The organism is Gemmatimonadota bacterium, assembly GCA_026705765.1.
Taxonomy (GTDB): domain Bacteria; phylum Latescibacterota; class UBA2968; order UBA2968; family UBA2968; genus VXRD01.
This window is the reverse complement of the sequence record JAPPAB010000148.1, coordinates 1-23,788: the sequence shown is the minus strand read 5'-3', so window position 1 is coordinate 23,788 and position 23,788 is coordinate 1. Positions and strand designations below refer to the sequence as shown.

The 23,788-nt window shown below is 52.5% G+C and carries 18 protein-coding genes and 1 tRNA gene; 5 read left to right on the top strand and 14 right to left on the bottom strand.

The window, feature by feature from the left end; genetic code table 11:
- Positions 1-15: 15 nt before the first annotated feature.
- The 3 genes from OXH16_19180 (at position 16) to OXH16_19170 (ending at position 5,216) form a co-directional block, all read left to right on the top strand.
- Positions 16-1,260, top strand: a complete 1,245-nt coding sequence (locus tag OXH16_19180; protein MCY3683527.1) for a sulfatase-like hydrolase/transferase — start codon at positions 16-18, stop codon at positions 1,258-1,260.
- Between the two features lie 186 nt (positions 1,261-1,446).
- Positions 1,447-2,985: a YifB family Mg chelatase-like AAA ATPase gene (locus OXH16_19175; GenBank protein ID MCY3683526.1), complete on the top strand. Its 1,539-nt coding sequence runs from the start codon at positions 1,447-1,449 to the stop codon at positions 2,983-2,985.
- A gap of 62 nt (positions 2,986-3,047) precedes the next feature.
- A complete protein-coding gene (locus OXH16_19170; protein MCY3683525.1) occupies positions 3,048-5,216 on the top strand; it encodes a penicillin acylase family protein in 2,169 nt (722 codons plus the stop codon).
- A gap of 11 nt (positions 5,217-5,227) precedes the next feature.
- On the opposite strand, the gene OXH16_19165 is transcribed toward OXH16_19170, so the two are convergent.
- The 5 genes from OXH16_19165 to OXH16_19145 are packed head-to-tail and all read right to left on the bottom strand — an operon-like array spanning position 5,228 to position 11,149.
- Positions 5,228-6,601, bottom strand: a complete 1,374-nt coding sequence (locus tag OXH16_19165) for a sulfatase-like hydrolase/transferase (GenBank protein ID MCY3683524.1) — start codon at positions 6,599-6,601, stop codon at positions 5,228-5,230.
- Between the two features lie 53 nt (positions 6,602-6,654).
- Positions 6,655-7,422, bottom strand: coding sequence for a DUF1445 domain-containing protein (locus OXH16_19160; GenBank protein ID MCY3683523.1), 768 nt, complete (start codon positions 7,420-7,422; stop codon positions 6,655-6,657).
- A gap of 22 nt (positions 7,423-7,444) precedes the next feature.
- Complete coding sequence (locus OXH16_19155) at positions 7,445-8,875, bottom strand: sulfatase-like hydrolase/transferase (protein ID MCY3683522.1); 1,431 nt, start codon at positions 8,873-8,875, stop codon at positions 7,445-7,447.
- A gap of 12 nt (positions 8,876-8,887) precedes the next feature.
- The gene (locus OXH16_19150; protein MCY3683521.1) at positions 8,888-10,309 is read right to left on the bottom strand and encodes a sulfatase; all 1,422 of its coding nucleotides are present in this window, start codon (positions 10,307-10,309) and stop codon (positions 8,888-8,890) included.
- Positions 10,310-10,312: 3 nt separating this feature from the next.
- On the bottom strand, positions 10,313-11,149 hold the full coding sequence (locus tag OXH16_19145) for a TIM barrel protein (protein ID MCY3683520.1): 837 nt from the start codon (positions 11,147-11,149) through the stop codon (positions 10,313-10,315).
- A gap of 214 nt (positions 11,150-11,363) precedes the next feature.
- Here OXH16_19145 and OXH16_19140 point away from each other — a divergent pair, with 214 nt between their 5' ends.
- A complete protein-coding gene (locus tag OXH16_19140) occupies positions 11,364-14,633 on the top strand; it encodes an efflux RND transporter permease subunit (protein ID MCY3683519.1) in 3,270 nt (1,089 codons plus the stop codon).
- A gap of 8 nt (positions 14,634-14,641) precedes the next feature.
- Positions 14,642-16,621, top strand: coding sequence for a hypothetical protein (locus OXH16_19135; protein ID MCY3683518.1), 1,980 nt, complete (start codon positions 14,642-14,644; stop codon positions 16,619-16,621).
- 76 nt (positions 16,622-16,697) lie between these two features.
- Here OXH16_19135 and OXH16_19130 read toward each other — a convergent pair whose 3' ends face one another.
- The 9 genes from OXH16_19130 to rplS all read right to left on the bottom strand — a co-directional run bounded on the left by OXH16_19130 (position 16,698) and on the right by rplS (position 23,698).
- On the bottom strand, positions 16,698-17,663 hold the full coding sequence (locus OXH16_19130) for a hypothetical protein (protein MCY3683517.1): 966 nt from the start codon (positions 17,661-17,663) through the stop codon (positions 16,698-16,700).
- Between the two features lie 11 nt (positions 17,664-17,674).
- Entirely contained in the window at positions 17,675-18,397 is a 723-nt protein-coding gene (locus OXH16_19125) for a sulfotransferase (protein MCY3683516.1), read from the bottom strand.
- A 10-nt stretch (positions 18,398-18,407) separates the two neighbouring features.
- The gene (locus OXH16_19120; GenBank protein ID MCY3683515.1) at positions 18,408-19,205 is read right to left on the bottom strand and encodes a sugar phosphate isomerase/epimerase; all 798 of its coding nucleotides are present in this window, start codon (positions 19,203-19,205) and stop codon (positions 18,408-18,410) included.
- Positions 19,206-19,235: 30 nt separating this feature from the next.
- Entirely contained in the window at positions 19,236-20,435 is a 1,200-nt protein-coding gene (locus OXH16_19115) for a serine hydrolase (GenBank protein ID MCY3683514.1), read from the bottom strand.
- Between the two features lie 32 nt (positions 20,436-20,467).
- A complete protein-coding gene (locus OXH16_19110; GenBank protein ID MCY3683513.1) occupies positions 20,468-21,628 on the bottom strand; it encodes a hypothetical protein in 1,161 nt (386 codons plus the stop codon).
- Between the two features lie 50 nt (positions 21,629-21,678).
- Positions 21,679-22,830: an enolase gene (locus tag OXH16_19105; GenBank protein ID MCY3683512.1), complete on the bottom strand. Its 1,152-nt coding sequence runs from the start codon at positions 22,828-22,830 to the stop codon at positions 21,679-21,681.
- Positions 22,831-22,988: 158 nt separating this feature from the next.
- Positions 22,989-23,065 (bottom strand) — tRNA-Val (locus OXH16_19100).
- Between the two features lie 17 nt (positions 23,066-23,082).
- A complete protein-coding gene (locus OXH16_19095; GenBank protein MCY3683511.1) occupies positions 23,083-23,340 on the bottom strand; it encodes a hypothetical protein in 258 nt (85 codons plus the stop codon).
- Between the two features lie 10 nt (positions 23,341-23,350).
- Entirely contained in the window at positions 23,351-23,698 is a 348-nt protein-coding gene (rplS, locus tag OXH16_19090) for a 50S ribosomal protein L19 (protein MCY3683510.1), read from the bottom strand.
- Positions 23,699-23,788 lie beyond the last annotated feature (90 nt).

Below are 23,788 nucleotides of genomic sequence, written 5' to 3'. Positions count from 1 at the left end.
CTGAAAGGAGATTTTATGGCTTCTGATAAACCAAATATTATTCTGATTCTTTCCGATGATTTGGGATATGAATGCCTGGGGTGTTATGGGGGGGAATCGTATCAGACTCCCGTGCTGGATGGTTTGAGCAAGGAGGGGATGCGTTTTGACCATGCATATGTCCTGCCGCTGTGTACGCCGACGCGGTTGCAGTTGATGACGGGTAAATACAATTTTCGCAATTGGCGGGCTTTTGGAGTGATGGATCCCCAGGAGCGCACCTTTGGACATCTGATGCAAGCGGCTGGGTACAAAACGTGTATTTCGGGTAAATGGCAGATGTATAGCTATAATCCGCCGGATTTTGAACCCGAGTGGCGCGGCAAGGGGCAATTGGCGGAAGATTCGGGTTTTGACGAGTATTGTTTGTGGCATACGGAACATACCGAGGATAAGGGGTCGCGGTATGCCGATCCGGTGATTCAGCAAAATGGAGCGTATTTGGCGGATACAGAGGGCAAGTACGGTCCGGATATTTATACGGCTTATATTTGCGATTATATCGAGCGGCATAAGGATGAGCCGTTTTTTGTTTATTATCCCATGGCGCTGACACACGGTCCGTTTGAACCCACGCCCCATAGCGAAATATGGCCCGAAAATCGACACGATAGCGGTGTGAAGTATTTTAAAGATATGGTTGAGTATATGGATGTGGTGATTGGGCGAATTGTGGAAAAATTGGATGAGCTCAGTCTGAGAGAGAATACCTTGCTTTTGTTTATTGGCGATAATGGGTCGCCCCGTCAGGTGACTTCTATTATCAATGGTCGCGAGTTTCAGGGGGGAAAGGGGCTTTCGACTGATGCGGGTACGCGGGTGCCATTTGTTGCGAGTTGGCCGGGTGCGATTCCCCCGGGGTCTGTGTGTGATGATTTGATCGATTGTAGCGATTTTTTGCCCACTATGATGGATATGGCTGGTATTTCTTTGCCCGAGGACGATGTGTTTGACGGGGTGTCATTTTTGCCGCAGTTAAAGGGCGAGACGGGTGCGCCGAGAGAGTGGATTTTTGCCCATCACGATCCTTTGCCCGGATGGGGTAAGGAGGGTTACTATTTAAAGCGATGGGCACAGGATAAACGCTGGAAGCTCTACGACACGGGCGATTTGTACGATGTGGTAGCAGATGAGTTGGAAGAATGCCCGGTCGTCGATGGCGGCGCAGACGCAGAGGTAGCGCGACAAAAATTGCAGCCCGTGTTGGATCAGATGAAGTAGCAGGTGTGTTGCACATTTTGTTCTGTGGAAGATGGCTATTGTGAATAGATTGTTCAACATCCGTCTGCTTTGATATGATATAAATTTTTATATAACAATAAGTTATTGCTCCGGTCAGTTCTGGCACGCTCTTTGCCTGATTCTATTGCTTCTTTCAGTTGGTTCCTTTCAGGCAAGGAGGTTTTGATGACTGCGCGTGTGTTGAGTTGTGCAACTCTGGGTATCGATGCGTATATCGTGCATATTGAGGCGGATATTTCGCGTCGGCTTCCGTCGTTTTCAGTGGTGGGTTTGCCCGATAGTGCTGTGAAGGAGAGCCGGGATCGGGTGATGGCTGCGATTAAAAATGCCGGGCGAACATTTCCAACTAATCGAATTACGGTGAATTTGGCACCGGCAGATATCCGAAAGGAAGGCTCGGCATTTGATTTGCCGATCGCGATAGGTATTATTGCCGCAATGAGCGGTTCAATTTCTCCCGAGAAGCTGTCGCAATATCTCATTTTGGGCGAGTTGGCTTTAGATGGTACGGTGCGGCCCGTGCGCGGTGCGCTGTCAATGGCCGTGGAAGCCCAAAAGGCGGGTTTAAAAGGATTGCTCGTCCCTGTGGAGAATGCGCGAGAGGCGGCGATTACAGGGGGTTTAGATGTTTTGCCGGTGCGCGATTTGAGTGAGGCACTGGATTTTTTCGAGGGGTATTGCGATATCATGCCCTTTGAAATCAATAGCAAGGCGATTTTTCGGCAGGCGCGGATGCATCGGGTGGATTTTAGGGATGTGCGCGGGCAAGAGCATGCCAAGCGTGCGCTGGAGGTGGCAGCGGCAGGCGCGCATAACGCGATTCTCATGGGGCCTCCCGGGTCGGGTAAGACGATGCTCGCCAGGAGATTGCCGACTATTTTACCCGATCTGACCCTGGATGAGGCTCTGCAGACGACAAAAATTCACTCGGTGGCGGGGTTGCTACCGCCCGATACGGCACTGGTGGCAGTAAGGCCGTTTCGCTCGCCGCATCACACCATTTCAGATGCGGGTTTGATCGGTGGCGGTCCCTATCCCCGGCCAGGAGAGGTGTCGCTGGCACATCACGGGGTGCTGTTTTTGGATGAGCTTCCCGAGTTTAAGAAACAGGTTTTGGAATCTCTCCGCCAACCCGTTGAGGACAGTTTTGTGACGATTGCCCGCGCGGCAGTGTCGCTTTCGTATCCGGCGCAGTTTATGCTCGTTTGCGCCATGAATCCGTGTCCGTGCGGGTATTTGGGCGATCCACACCACGAGTGTATTTGCTCGCCTCCTGTGGTGCAGCGCTATGTCAATCGGATCTCGGGTCCGTTGATGGATCGCATTGATATTCACGTGGAAGCCCCGGCTGTCCAGTATGAAGAACTGGCTGAGGAACCCGCTGGCGAGTCTTCAGCAGAGGTTCGCAAGCGCGTACAAGGCGCGCGGCAAATACAGTTGGAACGGTTTGCGGATTATAGAGATTTGTTTAGCAACGCGCATATGGGGTCGCGAGAGATTCGGATGTTTTGTAAAATTGATGATAGGAGCGAGGAGTTGTTGCGGATGGCGATTACGCGATTGGGGCTTTCGGCGCGGGCTTATGATCGCATCCTGAAGGCGAGCCGCACAATAGCAGATCTGGAAGGCGAAGAGGATATCCAGTCGCGCCACGTTGCCGAGGCGATTCAATACCGCAGTCTGGATAGAAGGTTGTGGGAGTGAGATCACAATAAAACAAAAAGCGGAGCTTTGACAAGTGCTCCGCTTTTTTTAAAGTTTACAATATGAAACGCGATGCAAAAAAAATTGTGATAAGAGGTGTAAAGGGTGAGGTGTGCATTCAGCGGATGGCGCATGGGTTTCCGCATATTTCGGCGCGGGATGAAGGGGATCGGTATTACGGTCTGGGTTATGCACATGGCCGGGATCGGCAGATGCATATGTGGTTGCTGAAGCTTATTGGGCGCGGGAATGCGTCGGCATATTTGAAAGCGGATGACGAGTTGATTGAGGTAGATCGGTTTATGCGCTGGCTCGATATAGCGGGTGATGCGGATCGGGAAGCGCGGCATTTGTCACCAGAATTGCAAGCAGTTCTGGATGCGTATTGCAAGGGGGTGAATCAGGCGGTTCGCGTGACGGGAACGCCTTTTGAATTTAAGCTGATGGGGTATCGACCAGATGATTGGACGCCGGCAGATGCCTTGCTGATGGTCAAGCTGATCGGGTTTGTAGGGCTTTCGCAAATGCAGGGCGATATGGAGAAGTTGATTGTTCAGTTGATTCAGAAGGGCGTGGATACGGAGCGGTTAAAGGAACTTTTTCCGGCGATTCGGGATGATGTATCAGAAGAGTACATCGATTTGATAAAGAAGGTGCGTCTGGTGCGTCCGATGATTCCATCATCTGTGGTGTGGCGCGATTTGTTGCCCGATTTTTCCGCGAGCAATAATTGGGCTGTGCGTCCGTCAAAGACGGCATCTGGATGGGCGATGATGTGCGGAGACCCGCATCTGCAATTGCAATTGCCCTCGGTGTGGTACCTGGCGGTGCTGTCTGGGGGCGATGATTATTTGATGGGTGCGACGTTGCCGGGATTGCCGGTTGTGGCTATGGGACGGTCACCCCACCTGTCGTGGGCAGCGACCTATGGTACCGCCGATGTGTGTGATTATTTTGTGGAGGAGGTGAAGGATGGGATGTATAGATGCGGGGATAGATGGGTGCCTCTGCGCGTGCGAGAAGAGGTTATTCGGCCCAGGAAGCGGGATCCGATAGGGTTTCGCGTTTGCGAGACAGAGCGCGGTTTGTTGGAGGGCGAGGTCAATGAGGATGGGTATTATTTATGTTATGCGTGGACGGGTAAGCAGCAAAAGGGGACGGGGGCGGATTCGATAGATTGTGTTTTGCGGATTACAAAATCGAAGGGCGTTGAAGAGGCTCGGGATTATTTTGCGGGGTTGACGTTTGGACCGTTTAATTGGGTGTTTGCAGATCGGGCGGGAAATATTGGCTATCAACTCGGGGGGCTGGTGCCCAAACAACCCGAAGGTTCGTCGGGTTTGCTTCCGTTTTTGGGTTGGGAGGAAAAACAGAATTGGGATGGGATGGTTGATCCAGTATTGTATCCCCGCACGGTCAATCCCGAATGCGATTTTATTGTGACTGCAAATCAGGATCTCAACTTTATGGGGCAGACTGAGCCGATGAAGTTGTCGATTTCGTCTTACCGTGCAGATCGAATTTGCGAGATGTTGCGGGAGAAGGATGATTTGACCGTAGAAGATATGAAGCGGATTCACTATGATCTTCACGCGATTCAGGCCCGGGAGTTTATGACAATTATACGCCCGTTGTTACCAGAATCGGAAAACGGAGATATATTGCGGGCGTGGGATTTGTGTTATGATGCGGATTCTCTGGGTGCGACGCTTTTTGAGCGCGTTTATCGCGAGCTTGTTTTGCTCGTTTTTGGGGATCATGGTTTGGGGCGCGAACTGGTGACGTTTTTGCTGGATGGTACGACGTTGCTCAGTGTTCTGCACGGGTATTTTGATCGCGTTCTTTTGAGCGAGGCTTCGGTCTGGTTTGGAGACGAGTCGCGTGAGGTTTTCTATCAAATGGCGATTGAGCGCGGGTTAAAGGAAAAGGCAGTGCCGCACGGCGAAGTGAGCAGGGTTTATATTGAGCATATTTTTTTCAGGGGGAAGTTGCCTCGGTTTTTGGGTTTTGATTATGCGCTTGCAAATACTGGGAGTCGGTCAACGGTTTCTCAGGCCGGTGTTTTCAAAGGTGGCGCGCTTGCACCCACTTTTCGAATGATTTGCGATTTTGGAGAGGATGTGCTACACGCAAATGTCGCGGGCGGTGCTTCAGATCGCCGTTTTTCCAAATTCTATACGTCGGGGTTGGATGCGTGGGCGCAGGGTGAGTACGAGGTTTTAGGACCATAAGGGGCTGGCCGCTAACGGGCCGCTCTGTTAATGCCTTTGATTTTTTGATTTGCTTTGGCGCACTGGTCAATTTCTTCGGGGGTGACGATGTTGTGGAGGTCGGCGCGAAGGTCGGAGAGGATGTCGGCACAGGTGGGGTCGTCGGCGCGATTCTCGGTTTCGTCGGGGTCGTTGGCGACGTTGAATAATTGATCGGGGAGACCGACGTAGTGGATGTATTTCCAGTCGCCTTTTTTGATCATGAAGCCGCCGTTTAGAGCGCCCTGGGCGTGGTATTCGCTGAAGATGGGGCGATCGGGAAAGGCGCGACCGTGGATGGCGGGCAGGAGGCTGCTGCCGGGCAATGGCGCGGGGTCCTGTTCGGCGAGATCGAGTAGGGTGGGGAGGATGTCGATGAGGTTGGCTCCTGCGGCGATGCGCTGGTTGCCTGCAGCGTTTGGATGTCGAATGATCATGGGGACGCGTACGGCGTGTTCGTAGAAGCATTGTTTTTGCCATATACCGTGGTGTCCACCCATTTCGCCGTGGTCGCTGACGTAGATGACGACGGTGTTATCGCGTAGGGATGAGTTATCGACTATGTCGAGCAAGCGGCCGACGAGGTCGTCGGTGAAAGAGATGAGGCCGTAGTAAGACGCGGTTGCGGTGGTGGAGATGGTGTCGGGCAGGGGTTCTTCGTTGCGTAGCCAGTGGCGGAGTTGCTGGATGGAAGGGTGCTGGGTGTCGCAGAGTTCGGTTCTCGTGTGTGGCAAGATGACGCGATCGGGATAGTAGCGGTCAAAGTATTCTTGCGGGCACAGGAGGGGGAAATGGGGGTTCATGAAGCCGGTGTAGAGGAAGAAGGGGCGGTCGGCGTATTGTGCGCGGGATTTGAGGAAGCGTTCGGAGAGGTCAGTAGCTGCACTGTCGTAGTCGTTTTGCCAGTTTTCCCCGGGGCCGCATTCGGTGACGTGGCTGTTGCTGCCGCGCCGGTTGTCGGGTGTGCGCGAGGGGGCACCCATATTCCAGTGTTTCCATTTTTCGGCGTCGTCCATGAGGCGTTTGCCAAAGCCGTGCAGGCGTTCGGGGCCTATGAAGTGGGTGCGGCCGCAGGCTGCGGTTTCGTAGCCCGCGGCTTCGAGGTAGCTGCCCATTGTGGGGATTGTTCCCGCGAGGGGTGAGCCGTTGTCATAGGTGCCGATCTGGTGGACGTATTGTCCGGTCATAAAAGACATGCGCGCCGGTACGCATATCGGGCAGGCGGTATAGGCGTTGTCAAAGGTGGTGCCTTCGGATGCGAGGCGGTCCATGTGTGGCGTTTCGATATAGGGGTGACCGTAACAGCCGGTGACTGCGGGGTCGTGTTCGTCGCTCATGATGAGCAAGATGTTGGGTCGCTGGTTCATGCTAATATCTTCCTGTGCGTTCGGGGCCGGAGCGCATATAACGGTATCTCAGGTCAGGCCTGGTACAGGCTCTCTGTCGGGATGTCGGTGATCATTGCGTGGCCAGGGGTGTAGGATATCATGAATGGGAGCCTGGCCTGTTCGGCGACAATGCGGGGTGTGATGCCGCAAGCCCAATACAAGCGGTCCGTTCCTTCGGGTACTTCAAACGGGTGACCGTCCATGTTGACGTTCAGTTCTTCGATGCCGAGTTCGTCCGCATTATTTTTTCCGATTGGGGCACCGTGACACGCGGGGAAGTGGCTGGTGAATTCCCATATATCGTCGATCACGGTCGGATCGAAGGAGCGGATGGTGACGGCCATGTTGCCCGAGAAGGGGCCGACTGTTTTGCACGGGAGCGATGTGAGTTGGATGGTCGGTCCGAATGCTGCGGGGTAGCCTTTCTCGGTCAGGAGGCCGTCGAAGGAGACGCTCGATCCGATCAGGAAGGTAACGGTTCGGTCGTCGAACAGATCCGCGATGTCCTGCCGGCGTTCGGTGACTTCGCCATCGCGTACGATGTCGTATGACCCCAGGTCGGTTCGGATGTCGAGGGCGCGCGCATACTCGGGGCAGTCTGTTTGGCCGGGTTCCATTTTTGCAATCAGCGGGCAGGGTTTTGGGTTGGCGCGACAGAATGCCTCGAAATCGTCGGCGTAGTCTGTGTCCAGAAAGGCGACGTTGACACACAGATAGCCGGGCAGGGCTCGGGATGCGAAGCCTTTGAGTTCGTTGGCTCTGCAAGCGAGTCTGACGTCTAACGGTGTTTTGAATTTCATGTTGTGCTCTCCATTGAAACGCTTAATATCTTCCGATGCGTTTGGGACCGGGGTCGGCGCATATAACGGTGTGGTCGAAGTTTTGTTTTATGAGTTGGTATTTCAGGTCTGTGTGGGATGGGTCTTCCCAGAGGTTGTGAAATTCATCGGGGTCTTCTCGAAGATCGTAGAGTTCGCCGTAGTCTTCGTTGTGATAGACGACGAGTTTGTAGCGGTTGTTGCGCAACATGGTCGCCCAACAGGGTGTGTGTTTTTCAGAGGCGTGTGGGGCGAATTTATCGACGACGTCGTAGTATTCACAGCGCACAAATTCGCGGTGCGCGTGCCCGGGATCTTCGCCCGTGAGAATGGGAATGAGGGATTTGCCGTGTGTCCATTCGAGGGGGATGCTGGCGAGGTCTGCGAGGGTGGGCGCAATGTCTAAGAGTGCGGTGAGGCCGTCTGCGCGTTGGCCCTGGAGAAAGGTGCCGGGCCACGAGATGATGAGGGGAATCCGCACGAGGGCTTCGTAGAAGCGGCAGCCTTTGCCGGTGAGGCCGTGATCGCCGAGCATTTCGCCGTGGTCGCTCGTGAAGATGACGACGGTGTTTTCGCGTTGTCCCGTGCGCTCAAGTGCGTTGAGCATGCGACCGACGTTTTCGTCGATGAGGGCGATCATGCCGTAGTAAGACGCTTTGTTGTGCTGTTCGCGGTCGCCGGGTGGATTGCCTTCTTGTCCTGCGAAAAAGCGTTTGAGTCGCGTTTGTGTTTGCAGATCGTTTTCGCAAAATAGCGGCGGTGGCAAGTCGGCGGGATTGTATTTGTGTGTGTCGGGGGCGTCAAAAGGTCCGTGCGGATCAAAGGGGTTGACGCTCATAAGCCAGGGTCCGTCGTGGGGGGATTCGATAAATTCAATGGCGCGGTCCGCACACCAGGTGGTCTGGTGGTGTTGGGGGTTCATGTCGGGACGATAGGTGCCGTATGTGCCGTCTTTTTTTGTTTGAAAGACGTCGCCGAGGTCTATGCCCTGTTCGGTGAGCCAGTCGGTGTACTGGTTGCCAATTCCGATGCCTTGATTGTGCGAGTGGCTATACCAGAATTTGCGATATCCATCGTCAACGCGTTGTTCTTCGCCGTTCCAGGCAGAGGCGAGGTGGAGTTTGCCCGATAAGCCGCAATCGTATCCGGCATCTGCGAGGCGTTTGGTGATGAGTTGTACGCGTTCATTTGCCGGGAAATAGGCATTGCCATTGCGATTGCCGTGTACGGTGCTGGGATATAGTCCGGTGAGAAAGCTGGAACGGCTGGGCGTGCATATCGCGCTCTGGCAGTGGGCATGTGTGAATGCTACGCCTTCGGCGCAGAGGCGGTCGAGGTTGGGTGTCTGGATGTGTTCATTGCCGAGGGCGTGGATGGTGTCGTAGCGTTGTTGATCGGTGCAGATCCAGAGAATGTTGGGGCGTTTTGATGTCAAGGTGTGGTCTCCTCAATCGCGCGCGCCTCTGATAACGCGGCCATTTTCGATCCAGTGATCGCGGTAAAAGCTGATGGGTTCAAAGGTGTCGTTTAGTGCGTCCATGCGCGTCCGAATCTGGTCGCGGTAATGCTGGATTGTTCTGGCATGGTCAGGGCTGCTGGCGAGATTGTGCAATTGCAGGGGGTCTTCGCGGTGATTGTAGAGGGATTCTCCATGTTTTTCAATGGCATAGGTATATTGTTTGTCGCGCAAGGCACGCCATTCAAAGCCGTCGTCCCAATCGACACTGGGGCCCATGCCCTGTAAGAATGCGGATTCGGGTTCATCTCCATGCTGACCAAATGCGCAATGCGAAAGGTCAAGTCCATCAATGCCATTGGGGATATCGACGTTTAAGAGTGCGAGCAGTGTGGGCATGATATCGGGTGTGTTGAGGCAGGCATCGCTTTCAGTTTTGGGTGCGATGCGATTGGGCCAGCGCATGAGAAAGGGGACGCGAGCGGCTTCTTCATAGTAGATGTTTTTCTGAACGCGACCGTGTGCGCCAAACATTTCGCCGTGATCTGATGTGAATACGACGAGGGTGTCTTGCGCGAGGTTGAATCTGTCTATCGCGTCTAGTATTCGGCCCACGTTCCAGTCGAGATTGGCTGTCATCGCGGCATAGATTCGCTGCCATTCAACGAGGTTGGGTTTGACGGATTTCATCCACCAATCGCGGTCGAACCATGCGTGCCAGTATTCTCCTGATCCATCCCGGTAATTTGGTGGCAGGTCACAGTCCATGTCTTTGAAGTTCATACCCCATTCTTCGGGGACGTTGTCCCAGTTCCAGGGCTGATGAGGTGTGCCATAAGAGACGAAGAGGGCGAAGGGGTCTGGATTTTCGCGTGCGTTTTCGAGATAGGAGATGGCGAGGTCGGTCATGGCATCGGGTTCATAGGCAGGGATGTCGATGCGTTCAAATTTGTCTTCGTAATAAAATCCCCTGTAATAGTTGTGGTTGAAGTTGTAGGCTGCCCAATAGTGGTCAAATCCCAGTCGGTGTGGGCCTGGGGGCACGAATTGATTGGCGGGATTCTTGTGAAAATCTCCGGCCTGTTTATAAACTTTGCCCTCGGTTGCGTAAATGTGCCATTTGCCGATGTAGGCACAATTCGTGCCGTTTTGCGTCAATGTGCCGGCAAGCGTTGGCAGATCGGTGCGGGCGCTCAGTTCGTTCATGACGTAGCCACTGGTGGTGGGGTAACAGCCCGTAAAGAGGGATGCGCGATGCGGGCTGCACACGGGATAGACCGAGGTGGCGTTGACAAAGCTGATGCCTTCAGATGATAGGCGGTCGATATTGGGTGTATGGGCGCGGTTGTCGCCCATATAGCCACAGGATTGTGGGCGGAGTTGATCGGCGAAGATGTAGAGAAGGTTAGGCACAGATTACGCGCTTTCGTGTTCTGTCCGCATTGCGTTGAAGAAGCGCACATCGATCCGCGCCAGGTCAATTACGGTTTCTACTGGCTCTCCGCTGTATTCGCTGTGGAAACTCACGGGGCCTTCAAAGTTTAATTGATCCAGTGTTTTTACGACTGCGGGCCAATCGCCAAATCCCTGTCCCAGCCGCATTGTTCCACCCGTGGGCGTCCCCTGTACAGCGCGTCCCAGGGGTCGCTGGCGAATCAGGTCTTTAAATGCCAGGACTGAGAGATATTCGCGCACGATATCCAGTGCCATTTCTATGGGTTCGCCACATATCGACAGGTGTCCCGGGTCGGAGAATACGCCGATGTGTTCGGGGTTGAATCCCTTGACCACGTTCATGACGGCACACGAGTTTAGTCCCATTGATTTGCCCGAATGGTTGTGTACCACGGTTTTGACGCCGTGTTTTTCAGATAATTTTTCAAAGTCTTCCATCCAGCCCCGGATTTCATCCAGTTGATCCCAGTAGTGCTTCGCATCCGACCAGTGCCAGTAGCCGAGTTTTACATGCGCTACACCGGCTTCACCGAGAGCGCCGTAATAACGCTCGGCATAATCGATGTCCGGGCGGCTAAAATCACCGGGGGCGGTTACGAGTGGAATGCACAGGCCCGCGGCTTCAAACTGTTTGGCGGCTTCGGGCAGTGCTTTGTCGATATTGTCCGGGTTTACAGGATATCCCTCTCGCACGCACAAATCCGCGCCCTGTACACCTACGGATTGGAGAGATTCGATGATTTCGGGTATGTCCATGCCTTCGAGGTGTTTTGTGAACATGATGTAGGTGAGTTTCATTTTCTTTCCTTTCTCTGGTGTCGTTTGCATTTATGAGCACTTCAGGATACGCAATTGTGTGTCGAAAATCAATGGTGAGTTGAAAGCTCAAATCTTGACATGTTGTGAAAAATGTATATGTTGTCGTCAAATTGTTGTGAAAAATGACGAGAAGGTAGTCAAAAAACACGGTTTCGCATATTTCAGCATCCCGATGCAGAGGTCGTAAAAGGATATGAAGCTCAGTCGTTTTGCCATTTTTAAGCCTATCAGTACGATTATGATCGCACTTAGTCTCGTGGTGATGGGTTTTATTTCCCTGTTCAAGTTGCCGCTCGAATATTTGCCCAGCGTGACGTTCCCGGTTCTTTTTGTGTCTATTCGGTATCCTTCTTCGTCCCCAGAGGAAATTGAGCGGTTTATCACGCGCCCAATTGAAGAGGTATTGGGCACTATGCCCGGCATTGAAAGTATGGGATCCACATCCAATGAGTCTTCTTCGACCATTCGCCTGGAATTTGCAATGGATGCGGATATGGATCTCGTCGGCATTCATTTGCGCGATAGGCTCGATCAGGTTCGCGCAGATTTGCCCGAAGACGTGGATTATATTGGGATTAAAAGTTTCGATACCGAAGATATTTCGGCTCTCGAATATACTGTTTCGTGGATCGGTGAGGATCCCGAAGACCTTATCGCGGTTTATAACCAGCTCTTGTTGCCGCGATTGCAGCGGCTCGATGGCGTGGCAAGTGTCGAATTGAGGGGATTACAGCAAAAGGATCTCCTCGTCGAGGTCGATCAGCGGGCTATGACTGCGCACAAATTGGATTTTCGCACCATCAATCGCGCGCTTCGCAGAAATAATATCAATATTTCGGCTGGTTATGTCACCGATGGCGACAGGCGATTCGCTGTGCGAAGTGTGGGCGAGTTTGAGACCGTTGACCAGATTCGCAATCTGCCCATTCGCCCAAACCTGACGCTGTCCGATGTTGCAGCGGTTACGTACGATTATCCCCCCGCTCGTCGATTTGATCGCCTCGATGGCATACCTTCTCTTTATCTTTCTGTTTATAAATCTTCAACGGCAAATATGGTCGATGTTTGCAAGCGCGCCCGCGAAGAACTCGTCCGTATCAACGAGGAGGTTGGGAAAGATAAATTTAGAATGCTTCTGGTTCGAGATCAGTCAACGGATGTTATTGCCAGCATTACCAGCCTCAGCCAATCGGCGATTATGGGGGGACTTTTAGCCGTTATTGCCATTTTTATTTTTCTCCGCAACTTCCGCAGTACGCTCATCATTGGCTCTGCCATTCCAATTAGCGCGCTCACGGTGTTTCTCATGATGTATTTTTTGCGGCAATCGGGCGCTGATATCACTTTGAATTTGATCTCGATGATGGGGCTGATGGTCGCTATTGGGATGCTCGTGGATCCCGCTGTTGTGGCTCTGGAGAATATTTTTCGAAAATGTTTTGATGAAGGTCAGAGTGCAACACAGGCAGCGCTTGAGGGCAGTGAGGAGATTGGTCTTCCGGTTCTGGCTGCTACGCTTACGACTGTGTGTGTATTTGTTCCGGTCATTTTTGTGACTGATTCGGGCACTTCGCTCTTTATGCGGCAGTTCTCTGTGACAGTTGTCGTGTCTGTTATTGCATCGTTTTGTGTCGCGCTTTCCCTGATCCCATTGGCAGCCTCTCGTGCCTTTGATAAAGGTGGTCAAACTCTTGATCGCGTTCTCAAGAGCATTTTTGTGCTCGCGGCAAGTGTTGGGGTGGGCGCGTATATATATTATACGGATTTCAGTAAGGTCGATTATGGGGATATGTGGGACGCATTTGCGCGTACTATCGCTGGCTTGCCTTTATTTGCCCAAATTGGTTTTCCCGCGGCAATTGCACTGGCGATTTTTTTGTATTTTCGTTACCGCGGCATTGGTGCCAGAGCACTGTACGCGAGGGTGGTCGCCAATACTTTGCACTATCGCTGGGCAACGCTATCCGTTGCGTGCGTTCTTCTCTTTTTGGGTAATCACATTTATGGGAAGATCGAACAAGAACCCTTCCGCTATCAACCCACGCGCGCGATCAGGCTGACGGTGGAGATGCCCCGCACGTACGATTTGGCGCAGGCGAGTAAGACTTTCAAAATAGCCGAAGATATGCTCATTCCCCTGAAGGAGGAACTGGACATAGAGGCTATTGCGACGAAGTTCAATACGGGTAATCGCCAGGGAAAGAGAAATGCACTTTTGACCATTTATCTCACGTCTGCAGAAGAAAGCAAGTTGACGACGGATGAAGTGCAGCACAGGATCATCGCGCTTCTCCCGAAGGATATTCCCGGTGTGCGTTTCAGATCTCGCGGGGGTAAGTCAGGTGGGACCGCCGGGGTGGGTGTTGAACTCAAAGGGCGCAAGCAGGAAATTCTGGAGGTTCTGGCCGAGGATATTGAAATGAGTATGCAGGGCCTGCCCGGCGTTCACGAGGTTGAGACCAGTCTTGAGACGGGTATGGAAGAGATTCGCGTGGTTGTAAATCGCGAACGGGCACAGCGGTATGGCATTTCTCCGCGCGATATTGCTACGAATATCGCTTCGGCACTGGGGTCGCGCGGGGCTTCACACTTCAAAACACCCCATGGCGAGATCGATATTACCGTTCAACTCCGCGAAGAAGATCGCGCTAATCTCGAGCAGCTCAAAACAACGGCGTTTGAAAGTGATAAGGGCGGGATGGTTGCGTTCTCCAGTTTGGCCGATTTCAATCTCATACAGGGACCCAATGCCATTTCCCGCGAAGATCGCATGCCCACGCTAACGGTTTTTGCCAGTACAGAGCAAAAAGCAGTGTTCAGCGTCGGGCAAATTATGAAAGCGCGCATGGAAGATGTGCCTCTGCCTGAGGGATATACCTATCAGATGGACCGCCGATTCAAGTCTATGGATGCAAAACGGGATCAGGATTTTGAGACGATGATTTTCGCTCTGATTCTCATTTATATTATTATGGCTTCTCTCTTTGAATCTTATGTGCATCCGCTTACTATTATGTTCTGTATTTTCTTTGCATTTATCGGCGTCGCGCTCGGTCTCTACACCTTTAAGATCGCTATGGACAGCAATGCCAAGTACGGCCTTCTGGTGCTTTTTGGTATTGTGGTGAATAATGGCATTGTTCTGGTTGATCATATCAACAGATACCGAAAACAGGGGCTTGTTCGCCGCGATGCCATTATCCGCGGTGGTCAAGATCGTCTGCGTCCGATTATGATGACTGCCACGACCACTATTATTGGCCTGATGCCACTGGTTATTCCGATGCTTTTTGGCCATGCCGAAGGCACAGCCCGCCGCTGGGGTCCCATCGGTCTGGTCGTGGTATCGGGTTTGTCTATTTCAACAATTCTGACGCTTGTTCTCCTGCCCACGATGTATTCGCTTATGGATGACCTCTCCCAATTTGCCAGGCGCGTTGTCGCAGTGGCTCGTGCGCGATAGGATCGCGGATGAAAAAAGTACCTTCGAAGAGCACTGTTCTGTCAAAAGTGACGCGGCGATCCCTGATAATCGGTCTGGCTATGGCGGCGTGGGTCAATTTTTGGCCCGTGTACGCGAGTCTGGTGCTGCATTCCACGCGCGCTGACCACGCGCATTTGTCTGTGGCTCTGCTCATTCCGTATTTGTTTTTGCTGGTGGGCAATCTGTTTCTGGGACGGCGCAGTTTGTCGCCTTCTGAGTTGCTGGTCGTGTGTTGCATAGGCATAGTGGCTGCGTGTATGCAGGGTGAGTGGTTGTCGAATTATTTTCTCGAAGCGCTTACTATGCCGCACTATTTTGCGTCAGCAGAGAACCGGTGGGGCGAGTTGCTGTTGCCGCATTTGCCGGGGTGGGCTGTGGTAAATGATCGCACGGCTGTGACGCATTTTTATGAGGGATTGCCGCCAGGGGAAGGGTTTCCGTGGCGTTTGTGGATTGCCCCGCTGTTCTGGTGGGGCACTTTTTTGGGTGCTATACTGGGTGTCAATCTCTGCTTGAGTGTGATTTTGCGAAGGCAGTGGATGGCGCATGAACGGTTGGCTTTTCCCGTGGCGCGCGCGCTTTTGGAACTGACGGGTGTGTCTGGGACACACGGTACGCTTTCATCTCTGGTGCGGTCGCGTTTTTTTGTGGTGGGATTTTCGGTCACCTTTCTGATTATTTGCTGGTTTATACTCACCTGGTTTTATGTGGCTGTGCCGCCACCGCCCATTTTGAGTGGCAATTTTGCGGCTAAATTGTTGCCACTTGCGCGGGGTTTTCCGCCTTTTGAGTTGCGGTTCAGTATTTTGACACTGGTGTTTGGTTATTTCACGAATCTGGAAGTGCTGTTTTCTATCTGGTTTTTTCACTTGCTGGCTATTGTACAGGCCGGGGTGTTTAATCGCATTGGTCTGGAAGTGGGTAGCGTGGATCCGTGGGGGTCTTTTCACGCAGCGGTGGGATGGCAGAGTTTTGGGGGGATGATCGTCTTTGTCGGCTGGGGCATGTGGATTGCGCGGTCGCATTTGCGGGATGTTTTTCGCAAAGCGTTCTGGGGCGATGATCGCGTGGATGATACCGAGGAGTTGATGTCGTATCGAACCTCTGTGTGGATGATGCTGGGCTGTTCTGTATATCTCCTGCTGTGGTTGAAAAGTGCGGGTATGGCTTGGGGACCCATTCTGGCATTTTATTTTGCCACACTGGTCTTGTATTTGGGATTGGCGCGGATTATGGTGGAGAGCGGGCTTATTTTTTTGCGCGGGCCGATTACGGCACAGGCTTTTACCTGGCATTTGTTCGGTGTTTTGGGCATGGGGCCGGGCAGTGCGGTGATTTTGACGCTGACCAATGCATTTGCATGCGATGCCAAGACGTTTGCGATGACGCCTATGGCGCATGTGCCGAGGTTGGGGATGGCGATAAATCGCAGGTTGCGCAAAGTGCTCGCGCCGGGGGTGATGCTGGGGGCATTGATTGGGGCTGCAACAGCGGTGGGATTTATTTTGTATTACGGCTATTGCGTGATGGGGAGTTATAATTTTGGGACTGTGAGTTTTCGGGGTATTGGGGCGCTGAATCTGGCGGGGTTTAACCGGCTCGCCGCGGGGCGCATTCAAGCCGGGACTATGGGGATGAGTTGGGATCGTATCGGTTTTTTGGGGATTGGCGCCGCATTTACGGGCTTGTTGTTTTTCTTGCGGTATCGGTTTCCGGGTTTTCCACTTCATCCGATTGGGTTTACGATTTCAGCTTCTGCACCGCTTCGCAATACGACACTGACGATTTTTCTTGTTTGGGCTTTGAAGACGATTGTGTTGCGGCTTGGTGGATTGGAGCGCTATCGCAGGTTGACACCGCTTTTTCTGGGGATGATGGTTGCTTATATGGCGGGCACGGCAATCGGTGTTGTTGTGGATTGGATCTGGTTCCACGGACAGGGACATATGATCCATGTTGCGTGGTGAGTGGACGAATAGACGAATAGACGAATAGACGGAGCGGGGTACAACTGGCCGTATCTCAGGCCAGTTCATCAGCGAATCAGCAATTCATCAATGTGATTAGCCGATATAAATTGGGGATTGTCTCCCGGTGGTCGCCCTGGATATAATAGCTTTCGCCGCCGTCGCGCACGGTGCGAACGAGGATGGTTTTGAAGGGGCGATAGTAGTAGCGGGGGTCGGTTTTGGGGGCTTCGGTGTCGAGGTCGTCGCCGAGGGGGATGAGGTCGAAGACAGCCGTGGTAAATTTGGCGATGCTGCGACCTTCCTGGCGGGCGACATTGCGGGCCATGGTGAGGGCTTTGAGATAGATTTCGGGTCCCATGATGGCCGTGCCGATGTTGAGGAGGACGCCGCCTTCGAGGTGGGAGATGGATTCTGTGAAGATTAAGAAGTCGGTGTAGGTGCTTGCGCCAATTGCGGCACCGTCGCAGTTGGGGTGTTCGTGGACGATGTCATAACCGATGCTGACGTGTGTGGTGATGGGGATGTTGAGTCGGACTGCAGCGGCAAAAATGCTGATGTCTTTGTGTGGGTAATTGCTTTCGAGGATGTCGCGCCCGACCGCTTCGCCCAGTCCAATGCCTTTTTGCGCCGCTGTTTGGGCAATGAGGTTGAGGTCGCCGGTTTCTGTCCACAGTCCAAATTCTCCGGTGCGGATATATCTGCCCACGCTTTCGGTGGTTGCGCCGATGCGGGCAAATTCGTAGTCGTGAATGGCGCAGGCACCATTGCCCGCAATATGGGTGATGAGGCCGCGTTCCATCAGGTCGATGAGATAGCGCGCGGCGCCGGCGCGAATGACGTGGGCGCCGATCATGAAGATGACCGCGCGATTGTTTTGCCTGGCGCGTACAATGTGATCTGCGACGATGGGAAGGTTGGGGTTGTCAAAGGGAGGTATTGGCGCGTCGAGGTCGGGAATTTGATCGACAGAGAGGTCGTGTTCCCGCTGGTCGAGCGGGCGGAGTTTGAGTTTGGAGCGGTCGAAGGTTTTGTAGGGCATGTTAGGGATTTTTAGATGTATTGGTATTCTTTCATCGCGGGATGCAAAAATTCAAAATCATGGACGCCATCATCGGTTTTCCATCTGCCTACGGAATCGGGACGCACGATCACTTTGCCCAATGGAAATCCGAGGAATGCCTCTACTCGCGCAAATGTCTCTTCCTGATTTAATATCGCATCCTCAAATCGCACGGTGATACAGTGTTTGGGCACGGGCGTGGATTTCATGATTTCATACTGATATAACCAGGAAATCGCCCGCCGTTTGCGTATGTCATCTGTTTGTGGATATTGAATATCGAAATCGCTCAAATCATCTGTTTTATGCCCACTCAAAATACAATCGCGCGGGTCGCGCACCCAGTGAATATATTTTGCATCGGGAAACATGCGTACAATCCACGGATAGACCAGTGTGGTCTCGGGTAATTTCCATCCGTAGTTCTCGTACCGATTTCTGGGGGGAAGCACGTCTTGCAAATAGGTTTCGACGAGGTGGATAAATTCGGGGTCGATGTCCATGGTGTGCAGGTCATCAAAATCCCACGATAATCCGCCATTCCATTTTACGTATTTTGCCATTACGCGGCACGCATCGTACAGCGCCTGGGGAGGCATTTTATCGCCCGATGCATTGATCAAGCGTCCCATGTACATACCGCTGGCATAGAGCGTGTGGGAGATCAAGCGCGTGCCCGAATGCCCACGTCCGATAACTGTGACTAACGACAATGTTTCCTCCTTATAGATTTTTTTCAAACTCGTTTTTTATGCGAATTTTGTCGGCTGCATTTCCAAAGCCCAGGCTGAACCATCCTTCGTAGCCCATGGCGTTTAAGCGTTTGAGAAGCGCGTCAAAGTCGATTGTGCCTTCTCCCGGTACCAGGTGTATTTCGTAATCGCCATTGTTGTCATTGATGCGTACCTGGCCGATGTTATCTACGCCAAAGGTATCGAGAAATCCATCCCAGCCTTCGGGTACGAGATGTCCGTGCGCGACGTTGAAAGCCCACTTGAAGTGATCGGATTGAATGGCATCAAAAAACCATTGCGTCTCTTCAACATTGTGCGGCAAGTAGTGAATCTCGGCGTGTTCGGGTTCCAGGTTGTGGTTTTCAAAATAGATCGCGATATCGGTTTTTTCCGCCCGATGTACCAGTCGTTTCATGCGTTCCATGACGGCATCTCGGCGCGAGGCTATATCGCCAAAGTGATAGCCCCCATGGCCGACGATCCAGCCACATCCCAACTGAACTGCCAGATCAAAATTGGCGTTTACATAGACATCGACTGCTTCGGATAGAATTGGGACATATTCGGCATTGTTAATGGCGGAGGAGGGATGTACGCCGATCTGCACTGCGTGTTTTTCACACAAATCTCGAATGCGTTTTACGCGCGCATTGTCAAAAGAAGCGAGATTATTTGGGGGCATGTCGGCCTGAAAGTCGATATAGCGAAATCCATTTTCTGCACCCCATACAATGCCTTCTTCAAGGGGTGTGGTTCTGTCCATGTTGTATCCAAATCGTCTGCTCACTATTGCCTCCCTAAAGATGTAAAAAAATCATTATCCAATTAATGCCTGGTACACGAGTGTCTTGAATTCAGCGCGAATGCGGTAATAATTTGCGGGCATAAATTGCGTGAGCAATAGCCCGACGAGTTCTTCTTCATAATCGATCCAGAACGCTGTTGTTGCCGCACCGCCCCAGCGAAATGTTCCCACACTGCCGGGACCGCCAGCGGCTGCATCGAGCAAAATCGCGCCTCCCAGTCCAAAACCCTCACCCGATAGATTTGCCAGTCCCAGAGAGATGGGCATCAATTCGTCGGGCACGTGGTTCATTGTCATCAGTTCGACGGTTTTGCGTCCCAATAGTCGTACGCCTTGAAACGCGCCCCCATTGAGCATCAGGTGGCAGAAGCGGATGTAATCAGAGGCTGTGGAGACCAATCCGCCGCCACCGGAGAAGAATTTTTGCGGACTGGAAAATTTGCTGGTCGCAGGGTCGTCAATTACTCGAATCCCACCTTCTTGTGCCGGGCCGTAATTTGTTGTAAACCGATGTCCCTGTCCCTCGCGTACCCAAAATTCCGTGTCTTCCATGTCGAGGGGATCTAAAATTCGCTCTCTGAAAAACGCATTGAGCGGCATGCCGGAGATGACTTCGACAAAATGCCCGAGCACGTCGGTCGATACGCTGTAGCGCCAGGCTGCACCCGGTTGATTCGCCAGGGGTAGCGTTGCCAGTGTTTGCACCATTTCTTTTGTCGAATGGTCTGGCCGATTAATTTTTGCCTGGTTATACATTTGTTCGACGGGGGAATTGCCCATAAAACCATAGGTCATCCCCGATGTGTGGGTCATTAAATGGCGAATCGTGATTTCTCGCTCCAGGTCCTCTGGTGGAGCGTCTGTACCGGCGAAGACTTTTACATCTTTCAATTCTGGAATATAATTCGATACGGGATCATCCAGTTGAAAAAGTCCCTCTTCATAGAGCATCATGGCCGCGACAGTTGTGATGGGTTTGGTCATGGAATAAATCCGAAAGATCGTATCGCGTGTTGTGGGTACTTTTGTGTCTTGCGTCCCGAAACAAGAAAAATGTGCGATTTTGCCCTGCCGACAAACCATCGTTATGATGCTGACGAGTTTGTCTTCGTCGATATATCGTTGCATCAGGTGGTTGATGCGGTGCAAGCGCGTAGCCGATAGTCCCACTTCTTCTGGTGCAACGGTGGGAAGTCCTGGATCACTGTTCAAAATTCGCTCCTTTCGCGTAAAATATATTTTTCTCAAGACGCTGTGCCGTTCAGTCCATCCACCAGGTCCTGTGGAATGGACGCCACGTGAATCTGGGGCTGTCCGCTCAGGTCGGATGTGAATACCAGCCACCGCATATCCGGGGAGGCATAGGCGTGCGGATGCGCTTTTTTGACGAGGATTGAGGTGCGGGCGTCGCATACGACCGCATTTTTTCCCGTCTGGATGGATCCCAGTATGAGGTTGCCGGATCCCTGCCAGTCATCGGCAAAAAAGTACTGGCCGCACGGAGATGTCCCCAGGTGATTAAACCGGTACCCGCGCGAGACGATTCGGGGCGGTTCCCCGGCTTTTACTCCCAGCAGATTGCCCTTTTCGGCGGTGTAGTCGCCTTCTGCAAAATACCATTCTTCGGGGCTGTGTAGCCCACGGGCGTTCGGGGCACGGACTGTGAGCAAGATCTCGTTGGTTCCCGCAATCCAGGCCTCGTGTCCCACGATGCTGGGCGTATAAGGTTCCCCTACCTGCAACCGCGTCACCTTTCCGCTGGGGATGTCCAGGAGAAATTCTGTGGCGCCCTGCTCCCCGAAGATTACTGCTCTGGTACCGTCGGGTAGCACCTTGCACCCCCGGTTGTGCTGTACCATAATTTGCTTGCCCCAGGTGGGCTCAAACTGGGTGTGGGGGTTGCAAATATCCGGATCGGTGTGGATGAGATCTCGCGTGCCGGTCTTCAAATCCAGCAGTTCGATTCCGAACATCTGGGGTTCCAGGCTGAGGGTGACGCCATAGGCGTAGTAGCGCTCGTCGGGAGATACCGTATCCATCCCCCGGTGCTGAAAATCTTCGGGAAATTCGAAGATCACCTCCCATTCGCCCGTGGCGAGATCCACCCGCCGCAGTTCCAGGCATTTTCCCTCCCGAACATGGCGGTAGTAAAAGATTCCGGTGTGGCTCATCCCCGGTGCCCGCAGCCCCTGTCCTACAATTTCGGTCTTCCATGTCCCGAATTCGCAGATCACATATTCGTTATAATTCGGACCGGGTTTCGGGTTTTGCCGTTCGTACACAAAAACCCGGGAGTCCGCCGAACAGTAGGGTTGTTCGCAGTAAATATTGGATTTTTCGAGTGGGTCGTCGGTGATCTGATAGACGACAGCGCCGCTTGTATCTTCCTCAAGTATCCTGGCCATAGCTGGTCTCCTTTTCTATAGTCCTCTTGGTCCAGGCGGTCAATGTCCCGTTATGGCTCAATCAGATTGTCGTTAATATAGTCCCAGTTGAAATCAAATCCCAGACCTGGTAGCTGGGGGATGATGACATTGCCGTCATCATCCATGGGATCGACGATGGAATTCAAATAGGGCGGTGGGGTTTCGTAGTCGAAGTCGGGACGCAAGAGGCCGCGTTCATAGTATTCACAGGTTGCTTCTGTTGTTGCGCCCAGGATTTGAATGTTTGCCCATCCGCCATAGTGCATTTCACACTGAATGCCGAAGGCTTGGGCTACGTTGACCATTTTGTAGCATCCCGTGATGCCGCCATAGTTTTGGTCGATGCGCAGCATGTCAGATGCGCCCTGGAGTACCCATTCGGCGCGCGTGAAGACGCCGCCGGGAATGTGTTCGGGTGAGAGAATGGCGATGTCCAGTTCGCGGGTCAATCGTCGATATGCTTCTGTCCGCGTTTCTACCATGGGGTGTTCCAGCCAGTAATAGTTTAGTTTTTCCAGTTCGCGGCCAACCCACAAAGATTGCTCCAGGGTATATACGCCGAAGGGATCGAGCATTAAGACCATGTCATCACCGACGGCTTCGCGCACAGCTTTGCATACTTCTATATCTTCTTTGGGAAATCCGGGTACCTGTGGGGCAGGTTCCCAGGTGTGTGGGTTCCAGCAGATGTACGCGTGAACTTTGTATGCTTTGTATCCCTGTTTTTTGCATTCGAGTGCATGTCCGGCATAGTCTTCGGGTTTGCCGATGTTTGGATAGGTGCTGGCATAAGCTTTTACTTTGTCGCGGGCACCACCGAGGATTTTGTGTACGGGCAGGTCAACCATTCTGCCCAGCAGGTCCCAAAGGGCGCAATCGACTGCGCCCATGACATGCTCTGGCAATGAATGACCGAAGGTGACCAACTGGTCCATCCAGTTCCAGATGGTTTCACGGGATAGGGGATCTTCACCGATCAACATGCGTTTGATCGGACCTTCGAGGTATCGCCGGTCGCCGCCAACCATATATCCTTCAAGCCCTTCATCAGTTACGATTTTGAAGATCGAACTGGTCGATTCTTTTTGTTCTTCTCCCCAGATGCCGTAGCCCCACTTACTCGGTCGAGACCTGCCACCTGGCGTGCGGAATGTAATTACTTCGATGTCTGTAATTTTCATGGGGTCCTCAATTCAAAAGACAGAAAGGTATACAGATTATTCGCGATGTTTCAAATTAGCTTCTTATATGGAAAAATCAAGGTTGACGTACTCCCCCCCTGTTCATTTTCGAAACACAAAAAGGCTTACAAAAATTCTTGTAAGCCTTTTTTTATTTATGGTGGGCGATACTGGATTCGAACCAGTGACCTCCTGCTTGTAAGGCAGGCGCTCTAACCAACTGAGCTAACCGCCCGGATAATGTTAAATCTATTACGCATCGGTTGATGGCTCATTTTCTTTTTTGTCACTGAGCAAGGCTATTGGGATCAATACGCAGTAACCGAGCACGAGCAGCAGCGGGGCAAGGGTAAGAGACATAAATCCATCGACTGGCGGTAGCGAGAGAAAAACATAGCCCAGGGCAATGATGGCAAGCCCAAGTCCAAAAAGCCACATATTCCGTTCCGTATAGGGCAACTTTGGCCGGGGTTTGGGGGTGCGGTGTTGTCGCGCTCGGCGAGGAGGCATAATAGAATTCCTATCGACGTTCTGCAATGCGGGCAGCACGGCCGCGCAGATTGCGCAGGTAATAAATTTTTGATCGCCGCACTTTACCGCGACGCAATACTTCAATTTTAGCTATGCGAGGCGTGTGCAGTGGAAAGATGCGCTCTACCCCAATACCACCCGTGCTAATTTTGCGAACCGTAAATGTCGCGTGAATACCCGGTCCTCGGCGCTGGATGACCACACCCTCAAAAAGCTGGATGCGTTCTTTTTCGCCTTCTACCACGCGGACGTGTACGCGCACGGTATCGCCGGCTTCAAACTCGGGCACATCATCGCGCAGTTGTGCTTCGGAAACAGTTTTCAAAATGGCATCCATGATTTACATACTCCTGAAAAAAATTAACGTTCAATACGAATCAACGAATCAACGAATCAACGAATCAACGAATCAACGAATCAACGAATC